The organism is Pseudomonas sp. HP_01 (assembly GCF_055284355.1).
The window spans coordinates 13260-28229 of record NZ_JBTOPV010000008.1 but is presented as its reverse complement, the minus strand read 5'-3'; the positions used below and the strand labels follow the sequence as shown (position 1 = coordinate 28229).

13 protein-coding genes are annotated in these 14970 nt (G+C 63.2%); 3 read left to right on the top strand and 10 right to left on the bottom strand.

Going from position 1 to position 14970, the window contains the following annotated elements:
* Positions 1-114: 114 nt before the first annotated feature.
* The 3 genes from ACYAR8_RS06620 to gabT form a co-directional block, all read right to left on the bottom strand.
* Complete coding sequence (locus tag ACYAR8_RS06620) at positions 115-603, bottom strand: Lrp/AsnC family transcriptional regulator (protein ID WP_003174918.1); 489 nt, start codon at positions 601-603, stop codon at positions 115-117.
* 44 nt (positions 604-647) lie between these two features.
* Entirely contained in the window at positions 648-1292 is a 645-nt protein-coding gene (locus ACYAR8_RS06615; RefSeq protein WP_074888306.1) for a tautomerase family protein, read from the bottom strand.
* An 89-nt stretch (positions 1293-1381) separates the two neighbouring features.
* Entirely contained in the window at positions 1382-2677 is a 1296-nt protein-coding gene (gene gabT, locus ACYAR8_RS06610; protein WP_463579428.1) for a 4-aminobutyrate--2-oxoglutarate transaminase, read from the bottom strand.
* A 215-nt stretch (positions 2678-2892) separates the two neighbouring features.
* Here gabT and ACYAR8_RS06605 point away from each other — a divergent pair, with 215 nt between their 5' ends.
* The 3 genes from ACYAR8_RS06605 to ACYAR8_RS06595 all read left to right on the top strand — a co-directional run bounded on the left by ACYAR8_RS06605 (position 2893) and on the right by ACYAR8_RS06595 (position 5923).
* Positions 2893-3819 carry a 2-hydroxyacid dehydrogenase gene (locus tag ACYAR8_RS06605; RefSeq protein ID WP_108122630.1) on the top strand — a complete coding sequence of 309 codons (927 nt, stop codon included), beginning with the start codon at positions 2893-2895 and terminating at the stop codon, positions 3817-3819.
* 590 nt (positions 3820-4409) lie between these two features.
* Positions 4410-5693 carry a colicin E3/pyocin S6 family cytotoxin gene (locus ACYAR8_RS06600; protein WP_463579427.1) on the top strand — a complete coding sequence of 428 codons (1284 nt, stop codon included), beginning with the start codon at positions 4410-4412 and terminating at the stop codon, positions 5691-5693.
* Positions 5690-5923: a DUF7683 domain-containing protein gene (locus ACYAR8_RS06595; RefSeq protein ID WP_074887955.1), complete on the top strand. Its 234-nt coding sequence runs from the start codon at positions 5690-5692 to the stop codon at positions 5921-5923. The genes ACYAR8_RS06600 and ACYAR8_RS06595 overlap by 4 nt, the downstream gene beginning before the upstream one ends.
* 528 nt (positions 5924-6451) lie before the next feature.
* Here ACYAR8_RS06595 and ACYAR8_RS06590 read toward each other — a convergent pair.
* The 7 genes from ACYAR8_RS06590 to ACYAR8_RS06560 form a co-directional block, all read right to left on the bottom strand.
* Positions 6452-7534, bottom strand: a complete 1083-nt coding sequence (locus ACYAR8_RS06590; protein WP_463579426.1) for a tartrate dehydrogenase — start codon at positions 7532-7534, stop codon at positions 6452-6454.
* Between the two features lie 20 nt (positions 7535-7554).
* Positions 7555-9015 (bottom strand): NAD-dependent succinate-semialdehyde dehydrogenase, encoded by a 1461-nt coding sequence (locus tag ACYAR8_RS06585; protein WP_074887962.1) that lies wholly within the window; start codon positions 9013-9015, stop codon positions 7555-7557.
* 117 nt (positions 9016-9132) lie between these two features.
* Entirely contained in the window at positions 9133-10302 is a 1170-nt protein-coding gene (gene argE, locus ACYAR8_RS06580; RefSeq protein ID WP_108123049.1) for an acetylornithine deacetylase, read from the bottom strand.
* Positions 10299-11453: an NAD(P)/FAD-dependent oxidoreductase gene (locus tag ACYAR8_RS06575; protein ID WP_463579425.1), complete on the bottom strand. Its 1155-nt coding sequence runs from the start codon at positions 11451-11453 to the stop codon at positions 10299-10301. Before ACYAR8_RS06575 ends, argE begins: the two co-directional genes overlap by 4 nt.
* Complete coding sequence (locus ACYAR8_RS06570) at positions 11450-12841, bottom strand: FAD/NAD(P)-dependent oxidoreductase (RefSeq protein WP_463579424.1); 1392 nt, start codon at positions 12839-12841, stop codon at positions 11450-11452. The genes ACYAR8_RS06575 and ACYAR8_RS06570 overlap by 4 nt, the downstream gene beginning before the upstream one ends.
* Positions 12823-13131, bottom strand: a complete 309-nt coding sequence (locus tag ACYAR8_RS06565) for a (2Fe-2S)-binding protein (RefSeq protein WP_463579423.1) — start codon at positions 13129-13131, stop codon at positions 12823-12825. Before ACYAR8_RS06565 ends, ACYAR8_RS06570 begins: the two co-directional genes overlap by 19 nt.
* Positions 13128-14969 carry an ABC transporter ATP-binding protein gene (locus ACYAR8_RS06560; protein ID WP_463579422.1) on the bottom strand — a complete coding sequence of 614 codons (1842 nt, stop codon included), beginning with the start codon at positions 14967-14969 and terminating at the stop codon, positions 13128-13130. Before ACYAR8_RS06560 ends, ACYAR8_RS06565 begins: the two co-directional genes overlap by 4 nt.
* Between the last annotated feature and the right edge of the window lies 1 nt (position 14970).

The window sequence follows — 14970 nt, the reverse complement described above, 5'->3', positions numbered from 1 at the left end:
GGTTGGCCAAAGCTCGCCACAAAAAAAGGCCGCCCGCGAAAACGGACAGCCCTTTTATCGTCCCGACATCTCATCTCTTGAGGGACGCAGGTTGCGGTTTAAACCGCGTTTAATTCAGTGACGCAGCAACTTGCGCAACGGCACTCCATCCTTGAGCACCGGCGACTTGATGACGATGTAGCTGAAGTACTTGGAGATCCCGATGTTTTTGTCCAGCAGGCTTTCCACCACTTCCTGATAGTGCTGAATGCTGCGGGTCATGAAGCGCACCAGGTAGTCGTAGCCGCCACTGATCAAGTGGCATTCGAGGACTTCGTCGACCAGACGGATGTTGGATTCGAACTTGGCGAAGTCTTCGCGCTTGTGGTCGCTGAGGGTGATTTCGGTGAAGACGGTGACCGAGTCGGTGATCTTGGCCAGGTTCAGATGCGCTTTGTAGCTGGAGATATAACCGGCCGATTCCAGCCGCTTGACCCGTTGCAGGCACGGGCTGGCGGACAGGCCGACGGCATCGGCGAGGCTGACATTGGTCATCCGGCCGTCCTTCTGCAGTTCGACCAGGATACTGATGTCGATCCGATCCAGTTTTACGAGCCCTTCCATCACGTACCTCTTGACTGCCGTTGTAAGACAATCTTCTAGCAAAATCAGCGCCGTAAAGACAGCTGATGCTGCGCCACCAAGTCAGCCATGCTGTTGATGCAGTACTCCGCCGCGCAGGGCGAAGGCTGACGCGCCCGGTGGCGGCCGATCAGGCAGCGGTCCAGACCGGCGAATGTATCGACCGACGGTCCCGTGACGTGCAGGACCGGTTGCACCTGATCGCCCTGATCAGTGAGCCATTGCGGACCTTCGGCCAGGGAAATGAAATCTTCCGGTGCAATTCCCAGCCGCTCACAGAGCACGCCACGGTCCTCGGCATCGCGGTCGCCGCGCACCAGCAGCCGATAGAATTTGCGCAAGTACAACATCGCCCCCGGTGCGTCTTCGAACAACGACCAGTTGCCCGCCGAACGGGCGAAGCTCATGCCCTCCTCCCAACTGGCGTGCAGGCCCCACTTTTCGGCGAGTTGGCGATGGGCGAAGCACAACAGGCCGCTGAAGCCCAGCTCGGCGAAGCGCGGATACAGGGTCGCAACGACGGCGTTGAATTCCGCCAGCACTTCATCTTTGGCCGGTTGCCCGCCGCGGCTGTCGAGCAGCGGTTGCAGCGCGGCCCAGACGCCCGAATCGCGATCCACCAGCACTTCGTCGCAATCGATCAGTAACGCTCGGTACTCTGTTAGTCCGATTCCGGTCAGCCCCAATTCTGTCAGCCCCATGTGGATCAAACCTCCTGGATGCATTTAGCCCGGCGCGGGCACTGCTCCGGTTCAAGAGTTCAAGACTTCAAGACCCGTGCCAAGGCCGCGTCGAGGATCTGTACCGCTTCGTCGACCTGGGCTTCGGTGGTGACCAATGGCGCAAGGAAGCGCAGTACGTTGCGGTAAACGCCGCATTTGATCACCAGCAAACCACCGGCGCGGGCTTCGTCGATCACTCGCTGGTTGAGGTCGGCATCGGGGGTCCGCGCGGCGTCATCCTTGATCAGCTCGATCGCCAGCATGAAACCGGTGCCGCGCACGTCGCCGATGCGTGGGTAGCGCGCCTGCAAACCGATCAGGCCACGGCGCAGGCGTTCCCCCAGAAGTTGGCTGCGCGCCAGCAGTTGTTCTTCCTCGAACGCGTCGATCACAGCCAGTGCCGCCGCGCAGGCCAGGGCGTTGCCGCCGTAGGTCCCGCCCAGGCCGCCGGGCAATGGCGCGTCCATGATGTGCGCCTTGCCGACCACGCCGGACAAGGGCAAGCCACCGGCGAGGCTCTTGGCGACTGTCACCAGATCAGGCTGGATACCGGAGTGCTGGTAGCCAAACCAGGTACCGGTGCGACCGAAACCGCTCTGGATCTCGTCGAGAATCAACACGATGCCGTGCTTGTCGGCCAACGCGCGCAGGGCCTGGAGAAACTCAGGCGGCGCGGTGAGGAAGCCACCATCGCCCTGCATGGGTTCGATGAGGATCGCGGCCACGCGGTCCGGTGCCACTTGGGTCGCCAGCAGTTCCATCAGCGCACTGAGTGCCGCCTCGCTGCTGACACCGCGATACGCGTTGGGGTAAGGCGTGTGAAACACCTCCGGCGCAAACGGCCCGAAGTTCTGTTTGTACGGTTGGCTCATGCCGGTGAGCGTGGTGCCGAGCAAGGTGCGTCCATGGAAGCCGCCACGAAAGGCGATGACCGCCGAGCGATTGGTATGGGCACGGGCGATCTTCACGGCGTTTTCCACCGCTTCAGCGCCGGAGGTGAAGAACGCGGCCTTGTAGGCTTCCCGCCCCCCGATCATTTCGCAGAGGCGCTGAGCCAGGTCGAGATAAGGCGTATAGGCCGCCACCTGAAAGCAGGCGTGGGAGACTTTTTGCAGTTGAGCCTGCACGGCGGCGACCACCTTCGGGTGGTTGTGGCCGATGTTGAGTACGCCGATGCCACCAACGAAATCCAGGTAGCGCTTGCCATCCACGTCCCACAATTCAGTGCCTTGGGCGCGGTCGATCACCAGCGGGTGCGCGGTCACCAGGCCACGGGGCACAAATTGCTCGCGCTGACGGAGCAAATGAGGGGTTTCGTCGACTTTGCTGTTCATGGCATTTCCCATCGTGAGTCCGGCAACCTGGAGGCGGTTGCGATGCTGATCAGGTTACGGCGTGCGGGCAACGCACTTAGCCGAACTTGGCCCGTGAGAAATTCGGATCGACTGTTTTGGCCCCGCCTTTCAACAGATCCTGCGCCGGGCTTGGGGGATGATGTGGGCGAGTTCCCGACCCCTTCCCTTCAGCCTCCCTTTAGCAGGAGAAGCCCATGGCCTTGCTCTACAAAGCCGACCCCGCGCGCGCGCCACACTGGCAGACGCTGTTCGCTGAAAACGCCCCGGACATCGAATGGCGCGCCTGGCCGGACATCGGTAATCCCGAAGAGGTCGAGTACCTGGCCGCCTGGCAGGCCCCGGATGATCTGACGCAGCTGCTGCCGAATCTGAAGGTGCTGTTTGCGCTGTCCGCCGGAGTGGACCAGCTGGATCTGTCGCGTTTGCCGGCGGATCTGCCGGTGGTGCGGTTGCTGGATCCGGGCATTACGCGGGGGATGTGCGAGTACGCGACGTGGGCGGTGTTGAGTCTGCATCGGGACATGCTGCGGTACCGCGAGCAGCAGGCGGCGCGCTGTTGGCAGGCGCATCTGTTGCAGCCGGCGGAGCATCGGCGTGTGGGGGTGATGGGGTTGGGTACCCAGGCGCAGCAGATTCTGGCGACGCTGGCGCCGTTCGGGTTTGCGCTGTCGGGCTGGGCACGCAGTGTTCATGAGATTGAGGGGGTGGCGTGTTTTGCGGGTCAGGCGCAGTTGGCGGCGTTTCTGGCGCAGTGCGACATTTTGCTGTGTGTGTTGCCGTTGACGGAGCAGACGGAGGGGATTCTGGACCGCAATCTGTTTGCGTTGCTGCCGCGGGGCGCGGGGCTGGTGAATATGGGCCGCGGCGGGCATCTGGTGGAGGGGGATTTGCTGGAGGCGCTGGAGAGTGGGCAGTTGGGGGGCGCTGTGCTGGATGTGTTGCAGGTGGAGCCGGCCGGGTCTGATCATCCGTTTTGGGATCATCCGCAGGTGGTGTTGACGCCGCATGTGGCGGCGATGACGCAGCCAGCAAGTGCGTTTGGGGTGTTGCTGGAGAATATTCGGCGGTTTGAGCGGGGGGAGCGGATGGTGGGTGAGATAGATCGTAATCGGGGCTATTGAGATCTAGATCAAGATCAAAGGCGTCTGCCTGGGGGCAGACCGTTTCGCCTTCGGCGACTTACTTTTGAAAAGCACCAAAAGTAAGCAAAAGTGCCTGCTCTCGGTTTGGCCCTTCCTTCGTCAGGGTTCCTTCACTCCGGTCTCGCTCCGTGGGCCCGCTGCCATCCGCCATCCATGGCGGGGGGCAGCTCTCGCGGCATCCATGCCGCTCGGCCCACTCCGCGAAACCTGCGTTCAGCCTGCACCAAAGTCGCGATTGGTGTTGTCTGGGCTATTTGCGTATGAAGATCAAAAGCAGATCAAAATCGGATCAAGGGCTTCCCGGCTGAAGCCGGTCTTACGGGGATCGCCGCCGGTCCCGCTGACACCGCGCATGCTTTTAGTGGGACCGGCTTTAGCCGGGAAGCTTTTCGCTTATAGGGGACTGATTTATTTACAACGCTTCACCGTAAATTAATCTGTCCCCGGTCCGTTAGTGTGACACCTGACGTCTTCCCGGCTAAAGCCGGTCCCACTGAGACAGCACATGCTTTTAGTGGGACCGGCTTTAGCCGGGAAGAGGCCAGTCCAGTCGACATCAATTAGGTGGGGTGCCATCTGACGCCTTCCCGGCTAAAGCCGGTCCCACTGACATCAAAAGCCTGTGCGCCCAGCAACATCCCGTAACCCCCACGCCGTTGACCACTCGTCGACCCGACCGCATCCTGCGCCGCCTCAAATTGGCGGACATCAGCAAGGTCATGCTCAAGGACGCCAAAAAAAATCCCTTTGAGGACAACTCGATTTTTAAAGGGCTTCCCAACGGGGGCGCGTCATGGACACCGTGGAACCCGCCTCCCGAACCCGTGCGGGAGCCCACACTGATGCCAGAGCGCTGGCCCGAGCCGAAGGCGCGTACCGACAAGGTCTTCGCCAAATCCTGTACCGGGGAATGGTGCAGCACTGACGCCGGCACCACCGTAGAACCCGCCTCCAACTTCGGCGCGATCATGATGGCGGGCGCCATGCTGCTGCCCTCTGCCTCCGACGCCATTGCCGCCGCACTCGGCGCAGACATGGGACTGGGCCGCATGGCCGGTGGCGGCATCATGCAGCGCAGCCATACCTGGCTGCTTCGCGGCGCCGGCGGCCCGGCGAGTCTGTTCATCCTGGGCATGCTCCCGGCGAAGATGGGCGACGGCACGCTCTACACCGATGACGAATTGCGCAACCTGACTCAGGCGACAACACGGGTGCGTTTCCAGCTGCGCCGTGATACCGAAGGTGGATTGCAGATTTACGGCATCCACTCCAAGGCCTCCGGCGACGACTCGGTCCGCACCGTGCAAGCCCGCTGGAATGCCGACAAGAGCGCGATGGAGGCACACCTCAACGGCATTACCATTCTGATGACGCCCCGCCGGGGCCGACACGGGACACTGGAACCGCTGGTCTACCCTGAAAACAGCGATGCCCGTTTAGGCACCCTCCTCGTCCACCCGATTCCGGACAACACCGACAGCCAGCTCGAAGGCCTCCCCGGCGAAGACATCACCGCCGAAGACTGCATTCTGGTCTTCCCCGCTGACTCGGGGCTGAGGTCGATGTACGTGGTGTATGCGCGGCCGTTTAATGGGGATCATGGCTATCATCAGCCTCCGAAAGAACTCGCCGCATTTCCCGACGCAAAGGTTGCGCCCCGGAAGACATCGGTCAAGGGCGGTGGAGGTCTGCGCAAACGCTGGAAAACCCAGGCAGGCGAGATTTTCGAATGGGACAGCCAGCACGGGGCAATTGAAAAATACAACAAGCGAGGAAAACACTTGGGAGAGTTCGACGCAGAAACAGGCACTCAAACCAAAAGTGCAGACAGCACACGCGAGGTTGAACCTTGAAATACATCGTTGAGGTATTCGACAGAGAGAGCGAACAGCTCAAGCTTGAAATCAATCTGCCCGACGGTTGCGACGCTCAATTGAGCGAAATCATGGAGTGGTCGGAACCGCAACGCGGCGACGAAGGATACGACCTGAACCGCGATCAGGCTTCAGCCATTGAGGCATTGGTTGGAAGAAAATTCTTTGATGAGGTTCATATCTTCCAACTTACATGCAATGTCGCTTAAAGCTCGACCGTTTAAAGGGGACTCGTTTAAAGGGGACGGATTTATTTACAGCGCTTGTCCATAAATTAATCTGTCCCCGGTCCGTCGGTGTGGCATCCGACGTCTTCCCGGCTAAAGCCGGTCCCACTGAGATCAAAACCTGTAATCGTTGAGCCAGACACACGCAGATCGTTCCCACGCTCTGCGTGGTAATGCAGCCCCGGACGCTACGCGTCCCGGTAGGACCGGCTTCAGCCGGGAAGAGGCCCGCGCAATCGCTATCAATTTTCAGTTGGGCAACTGACGCCTTCCCGGCTAAAGCCGGTCCCACTGAGATCAAAACCTGTAATCGGTGAGCCAGACACATGCAGATCGTTCCCACGCTCTGCGTGGTAATGCAGCCCCGGACGCTCCGCGTCCCTGTGGGACTGGCTTCAGCCGGGAAGAGGCCCGCGCAATCGCTATCAATTTTCAGTTGGGCAACTGACGCCTTCCCGGCTAAAGCCGGTCCCACCAACGTCAAAAGCCAGTCCTGCAGAAACCTCGGCCCTAAACCAATCTTCCGGCAATCGCCGTCCCGACGTCTTGCGTCGAGCCCTTCCCGCCCAAATCCGGCGTAATCGGCCCCTCTGCAATCACTTCCTCTATAGCCTGCAATATCCCGTCATGGGCCGCGCGGTAGCGTTCGTCGCCGTTGCCGAGGAAGTCGAGCATCAGCGCGCCGGACCAGATCATCGCGATGGGGTTGGCGATGTTCTGTCCGTAGATGTCCGGCGCGGAGCCGTGCACCGGTTCGAACAACGAGGGGAAGCGGCGTTCGGGGTCGAGGTTTGCCGAGGGGGCGATGCCGATGGTGCCCGCGCACGCCGGGCCGAGGTCCGACAGGATGTCGCCGAACAGGTTCGACGCCACCACCACGTCAAACCGGTCCGGCTGCAGCACGAAGCGTGCACACAGAATGTCGATGTGCTGCTTGTCCCACGTCACCTCGGGGTAATTCGCGGCCATCAATGCGGTGCGTTCGTCCCAGTACGGCATGCTGATGGAGATGCCGTTGGATTTGGTCGCCGCGGTCAGGCGTTTGCGCGGGCGGGTTTGGGCGAGCTCGAAGGCGAATTTGAGGATGCGGTCGACGCCGCGGCGGGTGAACACCGATTCTTGCAGCACGAACTCGTGTTCGGTGCCTTCGAACATCTTGCCGCCCACCGAGGAGTATTCGCCCTCGGTGTTTTCCCGGATCACCACAAAGTCGATGTCGCCCGGTTCGCGCCCGGCCAGCGGACAGGGCACGCCGGGGAACAGGCGCACCGGGCGGATGTTCACGTATTGATCGAAGTCCCGGCGAAACTTGAGCAGCGAGCCCCAAAGGGAAATGTGGTCCGGCACTTTGTCGGGCCAGCCCACGGCGCCGAAGTAGATCGCGTCATAGCCCTTGAGCTGCTCGAACCAGTCGTCGGGCATCATCTTTCCGTGGGCGAGGTAGTAGTCGCAGTGGGCCCAGTCGAGCACGTCGATGCTCAGGTTGAGTTCCCATTTTTTTGCCGCCTGTTCCAGTACCCGCAACCCTTCGGGCAGGACTTCCTTGCCGATGCCGTCGCCCGCAATCGCGGCGATTCTGAATGCCTTGCTCATGGTGCGCCCCTTGCAATGAATCAGTTCAAGCCGCCGATGTGAAAGGCTTTGACTTCAAGGTACTCGTCCAGGCCGTATTTGCTGCCCTCGCGGCCGAGGCCCGATTGTTTGATGCCGCCGAACGGCGCGACTTCCATCGAGATGATCCCGGTGTTGAGGCCGACCATGCCGAACTCCAGCGCCTCGCCGAAACGCCACGAGCGCTTCAGGTTCTGGGTGAAAAAGTAGGCGCCCAAACCGAATGGGGTGGCATTGGCCAGGGCCAGCGCTTCGTCTTCTGTAGTAAAGCGCATCAACGGCGCCACCGGGCCGAAGGTTTCTTCGTTGGCCAGCAGCATGCCGGCGTGGGCGTCAGCCAGCACGGTGGGTTGCACGAACTGGCTGTCGCCTGTGGGAATCCCCCCGCAGAGCAATTTCGCACCCTGACTCAGGGCGTCGTCGATGTGCCGCGCCACCTTGGCGACCGCCGCCGGGTTGATCAGCGGGCCGATGGTCACGCCCTCTTCCAGGCCGTTGCCGACCTTGAGCTTAGCCACCTCCTCCACCAATCGCGCGGCAAATCGGTCGTAGATGCCCGCCTGCACGAGGATGCGGTTGGCGCACACGCAGGTCTGCCCGGCGTTGCGAAACTTGCTGATCATCACCCCGGCCACGGCCTGTTCCAGGTCGGCGTCGTCGAACACCACAAACGGCGCGTTGCCGCCCAGTTCCAGACTCAGGCGCTTGATGTGTTCGGCGCTCTGGCGCATCAGCAGGCGGCCGACAGCGGTGGAGCCGGTGAAGGAGATCTTGCGCACCGCCGGGTTGCCGGTGAGTTCTTCACCGATGCCGGCGGGCATTCCGGTGAGGACGTTGAACACGCCGGCCGGAATACCGACGCGCTCGGCCAGCACCGCCAGGGCGAGGGCCGACAGCGGCGTGAGGTCAGATGGCTTGACGATGACCGGGCAGCCCGCGGCCAGGGCCGGCGCGCATTTGCGGGTGATCATCGCGTTGGGGAAATTCCACGGGGTGATCGCGGCGCAGACGCCCACGGGTTGCTTGAGGGTCAGCAGGCGTCGGTCGCCACTGGGGGCCGGCATGGTTTCGCCGTAGACCCGGCGCGCTTCTTCGGCGAACCATTTGACGAAGCCGGCACCGTAGCGGATTTCGCCCTTGGCCTCGTTCAGCGGCTTGCCCTGCTCGCAGGTCATGATCAGCGCGAGGTCGTCGAGGTGGTCAATCATAGCCTGGAACCAGCGCTCCAGCAGCACCGCCCGTTCTGCCGCCGGGCGCGCACGCCAGGCAGGCCAGGCACGTTCGGCGGCTTCGATGGCGCGGCGGGTGTCCACGGCGTCCATAGCCGGGACCTGCGCAAGCAGTTCGCCGGTGGCGGGGTCGCGGACGTCGAGGGTGGCGCCGCTGTCGGCGACGATCCACTCACCGTTCACGTAGGCGCGTTCAGCCAGCAGGCCGGGGTCTTGCAAGCGATTCTTGAGCATGGTCGAGTCCTGATCCGAGACAGATTCCAGTCTAGGGATCTGCCTCGAACGAGGATGCCGAAAGCGTCTTCAAACCAGCGTGCCGTGCTGAAATTCACGTCAGGACGGCAGGCTCTGCTACGCCTTCAACGAGCCCAGCAGCCCTTGCAAAAAGCGCTCGCCGGCGTCCATCTGGCTGACCTCGATAAACTCGTCCGGCTTGTGCGCCTGCTCAATGGAACCCGGGCCGCACACCACCACCGGAACGTCGAGGCGCTGCTTGAACAGGCCGCCTTCAGTGCCGAAGGAGACCTTGGTCATGCCGGTGTCCGGCGCGGCGAATTGCTTGAGGAAGCTCACTGCTTCGACCGTCGGGTGGGTGTCGAGGCCGGGGTAGACGTTGATGGTCTCGATCTCGATGGCCGCGACACTGGAGAGCTTCTGCGCCTCGCGAACGATGACTTCGGCGCGCTCGCGCATCTGCTCGATGAACTGCTCCAGATTGTCCGCCGGCAGGTTGCGCACCTCGAAATCCAGGGTGCACAGGTTCGGCACAATGTTCAGCGCCTTGCCGCCGCTGATCTGGCCGACATGCACGGTGCTGTAGGGCACGTCGTAGTCGGTGTCCTGGGCGCCGTGGTGTTGCAAATGCTGCTGGCTCTCCCGCAGGGAGGCGATGAAGTCGCAGGCCACGTGAATGGCGTTGACCGAACGCGGCGCCAGGGACGAATGCGCCTCCTGGCCCCGGCAATAGGTGCGGTAGGAGCCCTTGCCCTTGTGGCCCAGCACGAATTGCATGTTGGTCGGCTCGCCGATCACGCAGAGGAACGGCCGCACCGGCGCCAGGTGCAGCACGTCGAGCAAGCGCCGCACGCCCACACAACCGATCTCCTCGTCATGGGACAGGGCCAGTTGCAGGGGGCGGTTGAGTGGGCGTGTGAGTGAGTGCTCTGCTGCGTCGAGCATGGCGTCGATGGCCAGCGCGATGAAGCCCTTCATGTCGCAACTGCCGCGGCCATAGATGCGCCCGTCCTGCACCGTGGCGGCAAAGGCCGGAAAGGTCCACGCCTGCCCCGCCGCCGGCACCACGTCGGTGTGGCCGGAGAGCAACACGCCGGGCTGGTCTTTCGGCCCGGTGCTGGCGAACAGGTTGGCCTTCTTGCCACTCTCGTCTTTGACGATCAGCGACTCGATGCCCTTGCTCAGCAGCAGGTCGCGGACGTAGTCGATCAGCGCCATGTTGGACTCCGACGACACCGTTTCGAAGGCCATCAGCCGTTTCAGAATCTCGAGAACGCGGGGTTTCATGAGGCGTGGCTCCTTTGCTCGGCAGGAAGGGCAAAACGTGTGATGGAGAATGCCTCGATCGGGGTCGTGGTGCGACCGGTGTCGAGCAGTTCGGCCATCACATCACCGACGCCAGGGCCGAGTTGGAAGCCGTGGCCGCAAAAGCCGAAGGCGTAGAACAGGCCGTCGACAGTGCCGCTGGGCCCCATCACCGGCAGCGAATCCGGCAGGTAGCCTTCAATGCCGCTCCACACGCGGATGATGTTCAGATTGCCGACGCCCGGCAGCAGGCGGCGCATCTGTTCGGCCTGATTGAGGATGCTGCGCGGCTCGACAGCGGCGCGACGGTTGAGCATGTCCGGTTTGCTGCGAAAGCCGCCGCCGATGACGATATTGCCCCGAGGGATCTGGCGGAAGTAGATCACCTCTTCGGGAATTTTGGTGTACACGCCGATCACCGTCGGCAAGGCGTAGGGCACCGGCTCGGTGACCGCCATCTGCGGGCCATGGGTGTCCAGCGGCACCGGTTCGCCAAACTGCGCCGAGAGTTTCTGGCCCCAGGCGCCAGCCGTGATTAACAGCTGCGCGGCGTGAAACTGCCGGCCGTCGGTGGTGGTGACGTGAAAATCACCGCCGACCTTCTCCACTTCGGCCACTTCAGTGCGCTCTTCAATCTGCGCACCCAGACGCCGGGCGGCCCGGGCAAAGGCCGGCGCGGCGAGACGCGGGTTGGCGTGGCCGTCATGGGGGGCGTAAGAGCCGCCTTTGACGTCCGCACCGAGAAAGCCAAAACGCTGATGCAGTTCGGCGCCGCGGTAGACTTTCAGGTCCAGCTGCTCGGCTTCCGGCGCGGCCGCGTAGGCCTCCAGTTCGGCGATTTCGTCTTCGCGGTAACACACGCGCATGTGCCCGCTGGGGATGAATTCGAGGTCATCGTCGATCAGTTCCGGCAGGCGTTTCCACAGCGCCCACGAACGATTGGCCAGTGCCAGCTGCCCGAGGAAACGCCCTTGCCGGCGGACGTTGCCGAAGTTCACGCCGCTGGCGTACTGGCCGATCTGATCGCGCTCCAGCAGGATCACCGACTGCCCGCGCCGACGCAGGAAAAACGCCGTCGCGGCGCCCATGAAGCCACCGCCGACAATCACCACATCTGCTTTTTGCACGCTCATGGCGACACCTCCTCGATGAGCATCGACAACGGTTTGACCGGCGCCTGCCCGCGCTGGCGACCGACTTCCTGCACCTGCACACCGGCTTCGGCGGCGATCACTTCAGCCCCCGCCTGGGAGCAATAACGCCCCTGGCAGCGACCCATGCCGACCCGACTGAAAGCCTTGGCGCGGTTGACTTCACAGGCGCCCTTCTCGTTGACCGTGCGGCGCAACTCACCGGCGGTGATCATCTCGCAGCGGCAGACGATGGCGCTGTCGGGCAAGGCCTTGGCCTGTTCAGCGGGCCAGGGAAACGCTTCGGCAAGGCCCAGACGAAACTGGTCCATCACCCCCAGCGCTTTTTGTTCTTCGTCGCGCAGCCCGGCGTTGAACGGTTGTTTGAGGTCTTCGAGCAGCGCCAAGGCCACTCGGCGTCCGGCGTGCTCGGCGGCATCGGCGCCGCGAATCTTTGCACCGTCACCGGCGGCATAGACGCCGTTTACCGAGGTACGACCGGCCTCGTCCGTCGCCAGCCACCATTGGCTGGAAGCCTGATCGAAGGCCATGGCGCAACCGGCCAGATCACCCAGCTGGGTTTCCGGACGCAAGTGATAACCCAGCGCCACCGCATCGGCCTGCACAGTCACGGCCTTGCCGCTGCCGGTGGTGAAGCGCACGCCTGCCACGCCATTGGCGGCATCGCCCAATACCTCTAACGGCTTGACGCCGAGATGCACGGGTACTTTGGCCTGGTACAACTGCGCCAGAAACTTCATCCCGGTCCACAACAGCCCCGGCCGTGCCAGCAATTTAGGCAGCGCTTTGAGGCGCAGGCTGAAGGGCGAGGTGTCGAGGACCGCCGCGACTGTGGCGCCGGCTTTGACGTACTGGCTGGCGACCAGATACAGCAACGGCCCGCTGCCCATGAACACTACGCGATGGCCGATGGAAACGGCCTGATTCTTCAACGCGATCTGCGCCCCGCCCAGGCTGTAGGTGCCTGCCAGTTGCCAGCCTTCAATGGGCATCAGGCGGTCGGTGGCGCCGGTGCAAAGGATCAGCGCGTCGTAGTCCAGCGTGGTGTGGCGGCCCTGATTGGCGCAGCACAACTGCCCTGGCGTGAGGTTCCAGACCAATGTGTCGGGCCGGTAATCGATGGCGCCGCGCAGGCGATCAAAAGTCTGGTGCAGGTGCTTGGCCTTGTCGGCTTCGCTGCCATACAAGGTGGAGTAATCGCGGGTGAAACCGTCCGGCTGGCGGCGGTAGATCTGCCCGCCATCACGCCGGTTTTCGTCCACCAGAATCGGTTTGATGCCGGCCGCCAGCAAGGTTTCGGCGCAACGCACGCCGGCCGGTCCCGCGCCCACAATGACGACGCGATGAGTGCTCAGCTGTGCAGTGGCCATGTCGCCTCCGGCTGTGTGGTGACGATGTCCAACCCGTCGCGGACTTCATTGGAGCAGGCGCGCAGGCGTTCGCCGCCACGGGTCCAGACCCAGCAATCCTGGCAGGCGCCCATGAGGCAGAAACCGGCGCGGCGGCCGCTGTCGAATTCCGACTGGCGCAGCGAGCCGCCCTGGGTCAGCAACGCCACCATCAGCGTGTCGCCCTGTAATGCTTCGATCGGCGCGCCATCAACAGTCAGTTTGACCGTCGGCCGGCCCTGTTCGGCCAGCCTCACAAAACGCCCTTTCATGCATACGCTCCAAAGCTTGTAGTGGTAACACCGCGCTGGGTCGCCAGCAGATCGGCGCCGTCGCGGTGGCAGAGAATTTCGCTGCCGTTGTCCAGCGTTCGGCGCTTCGGCGCAGTGCGGTTGCACAGGCCGTCGACGCGCACCGGGCAGCGATTGAGGAAGGTGCACAGCTCCGGCAGGTTGGCCCGTTCGCCGATCGGCGGCAGCTCGCCATGGGTGGCGCCGCAGGTTTCCAGCCAACCCTGACGCAGTTCCGGCACTGAATGGATGAGCAGGTCGGTGTACGGGTGGTACGGCGCTTCGGCAAACGACTCGCGGCGGCCGGCGTGGACTTTGTGGCCGCTGTACATCACCACGATGTCGTCGCACAGCGCACGCACCGTGGAAATGTCATGGCTGATGAACAGGTAGGACACGCCCAGTTGCTGACGCAGGTCGCGGAGCAGTTCGAGAATCGCCGCACCAACCACGGTGTCGAGGGCCGAGGTGACTTCATCGCAGAGGATCAGGTCGGGCTTGGCCGCCAGCGCCCGGGCCAGGTTGACCCGCTGCTTCTGCCCGCCGGACAGTTCATTGGGGCGGCGCTCGGCCATGTCTCGCGGCAGACGCACCAGATCTAGCAGCTCGCCGATGCGCGCCTGCAACGCCGCGCCCTTGAGACCGAAATACATTTTCAGCGGACGGCTGAGGATGTTCGCCACGCTGTGCATCGGGTTGAGCGCAGTGTCGGCGTTCTGAAAGACCATCTGAATGCGCCGAAACTGCTCCGGCGTACGCTCGGACAGACTTCCGCCCAAGGGCTGGCCGCCGAAGGTCAGGCCACCGAGGGCCGGGGTCAGCAGCCCCGCCACCACCCGCGCCAGGGTCGATTTGCCCGAGCCGGACTCGCCGATCACGCCGATGGCCTGGCCCCGGCGCACGGTCAGGTCGATGTCTTCCAGCACGCGGATCGCCGGCATGCCGTGCAGGTTTTTGTTGCCGTAGCCGGCGGTCAGGCCGGTGATGGTCAGCAGCGGCCCCTCTTCCGCGATGCCACAGGGGGGACGAATGCCCGTGTCAGGCCGCGCGGCCGCCAGCAGGCTGCGGGTGTACTCGTGGGTCGGTGCCTTGAGCAGTGGCGCGGTGGCGCTTTGTTCGAGGATCTGGCCGCCGTTGAGCACGACGATCTGGTCGGCCATCTGCGCGACCACGGCCAGGTCGTGGGACACGTAAACCGCCGTGGCGCCGCGTTCACGCACCACGCGTTTGAACGCCCGCAGCACGTCGATCTGGGTGGTGACGTCCAGCGCGGTGGTCGGCTCATCGAGCACCACCAGCAGCGGATCGCTGATCAGCGCCATGGCGGCCATTACCCGTTGCAGTTGCCCGCCGGAGACCTGGTGCGGGTAACGGCGGCCAATACGTTCGGGATTCGGCAGGGCCAGATCACGAAACAGGCCGATGGCCTTGGCTTCCAGCTCTGCGCGGGTGCCGAGGCCATGGATCAACGGTCCTTCCACCACTTGATCGAGAAGTTTTTTCGCCGGATTAAAGGCGGCCGCCGCGCTCTGGGCAATGTACGAAACACGGTTGCCGCGCAGGCCCTGCAGCTGTTTTTCGTTCAGGGCGAGCATGTCGTGTTCGCCGACCTGCACCACGCCGCCGGACAACCGGCAGCCCCGCCGCGCATAACCGAGCAAGGCCAGAGCAATGGTGGTTTTGCCGGAGCCGGACTCGCCGATCAGCGCCAGCACTTCGCCTTTCTCCAGGGAAAAGCTCACCCCTTTGACGATTTCAACCTCGTGGCCTTCGTCACCGGCCACCACGCGCAAGTCTTCGACGCGAATCAACTGGGTCATA

Bases quoted from the DNA above. Each gene is read 5' to 3' on its own strand.
- ACYAR8_RS06620 (WP_003174918.1), bottom strand. From the start codon at position 603: ATGGAAGGGCTCGTAAAACTGGATCGGATCGACATCAGTATCCTGGTC.
- gabT (WP_463579428.1), bottom strand. From the start codon at position 2,677: ATGAACAGCAAAGTCGACGAAACCCCTCATTTGCTCCGTCAGCGCGAG.
- ACYAR8_RS06605 (WP_108122630.1), top strand. From the start codon at position 2,893: ATGGCCTTGCTCTACAAAGCCGACCCCGCGCGCGCGCCACACTGGCAG.
- ACYAR8_RS06590 (WP_463579426.1), bottom strand. From the start codon at position 7,534: ATGAGCAAGGCATTCAGAATCGCCGCGATTGCGGGCGACGGCATCGGC.
- ACYAR8_RS06585 (WP_074887962.1), bottom strand. From the start codon at position 9,015: ATGCTCAAGAATCGCTTGCAAGACCCCGGCCTGCTGGCTGAACGCGCC.
- argE (WP_108123049.1), bottom strand. From the start codon at position 10,302: ATGAAACCCCGCGTTCTCGAGATTCTGAAACGGCTGATGGCCTTCGAA.
- ACYAR8_RS06575 (WP_463579425.1), bottom strand. From the start codon at position 11,453: ATGAGCGTGCAAAAAGCAGATGTGGTGATTGTCGGCGGTGGCTTCATG.
- ACYAR8_RS06570 (WP_463579424.1), bottom strand. From the start codon at position 12,841: ATGGCCACTGCACAGCTGAGCACTCATCGCGTCGTCATTGTGGGCGCG.
- ACYAR8_RS06565 (WP_463579423.1), bottom strand. From the start codon at position 13,131: ATGAAAGGGCGTTTTGTGAGGCTGGCCGAACAGGGCCGGCCGACGGTC.
- ACYAR8_RS06560 (WP_463579422.1), bottom strand. From the start codon at position 14,969: ATGACCCAGTTGATTCGCGTCGAAGACTTGCGCGTGGTGGCCGGTGAC.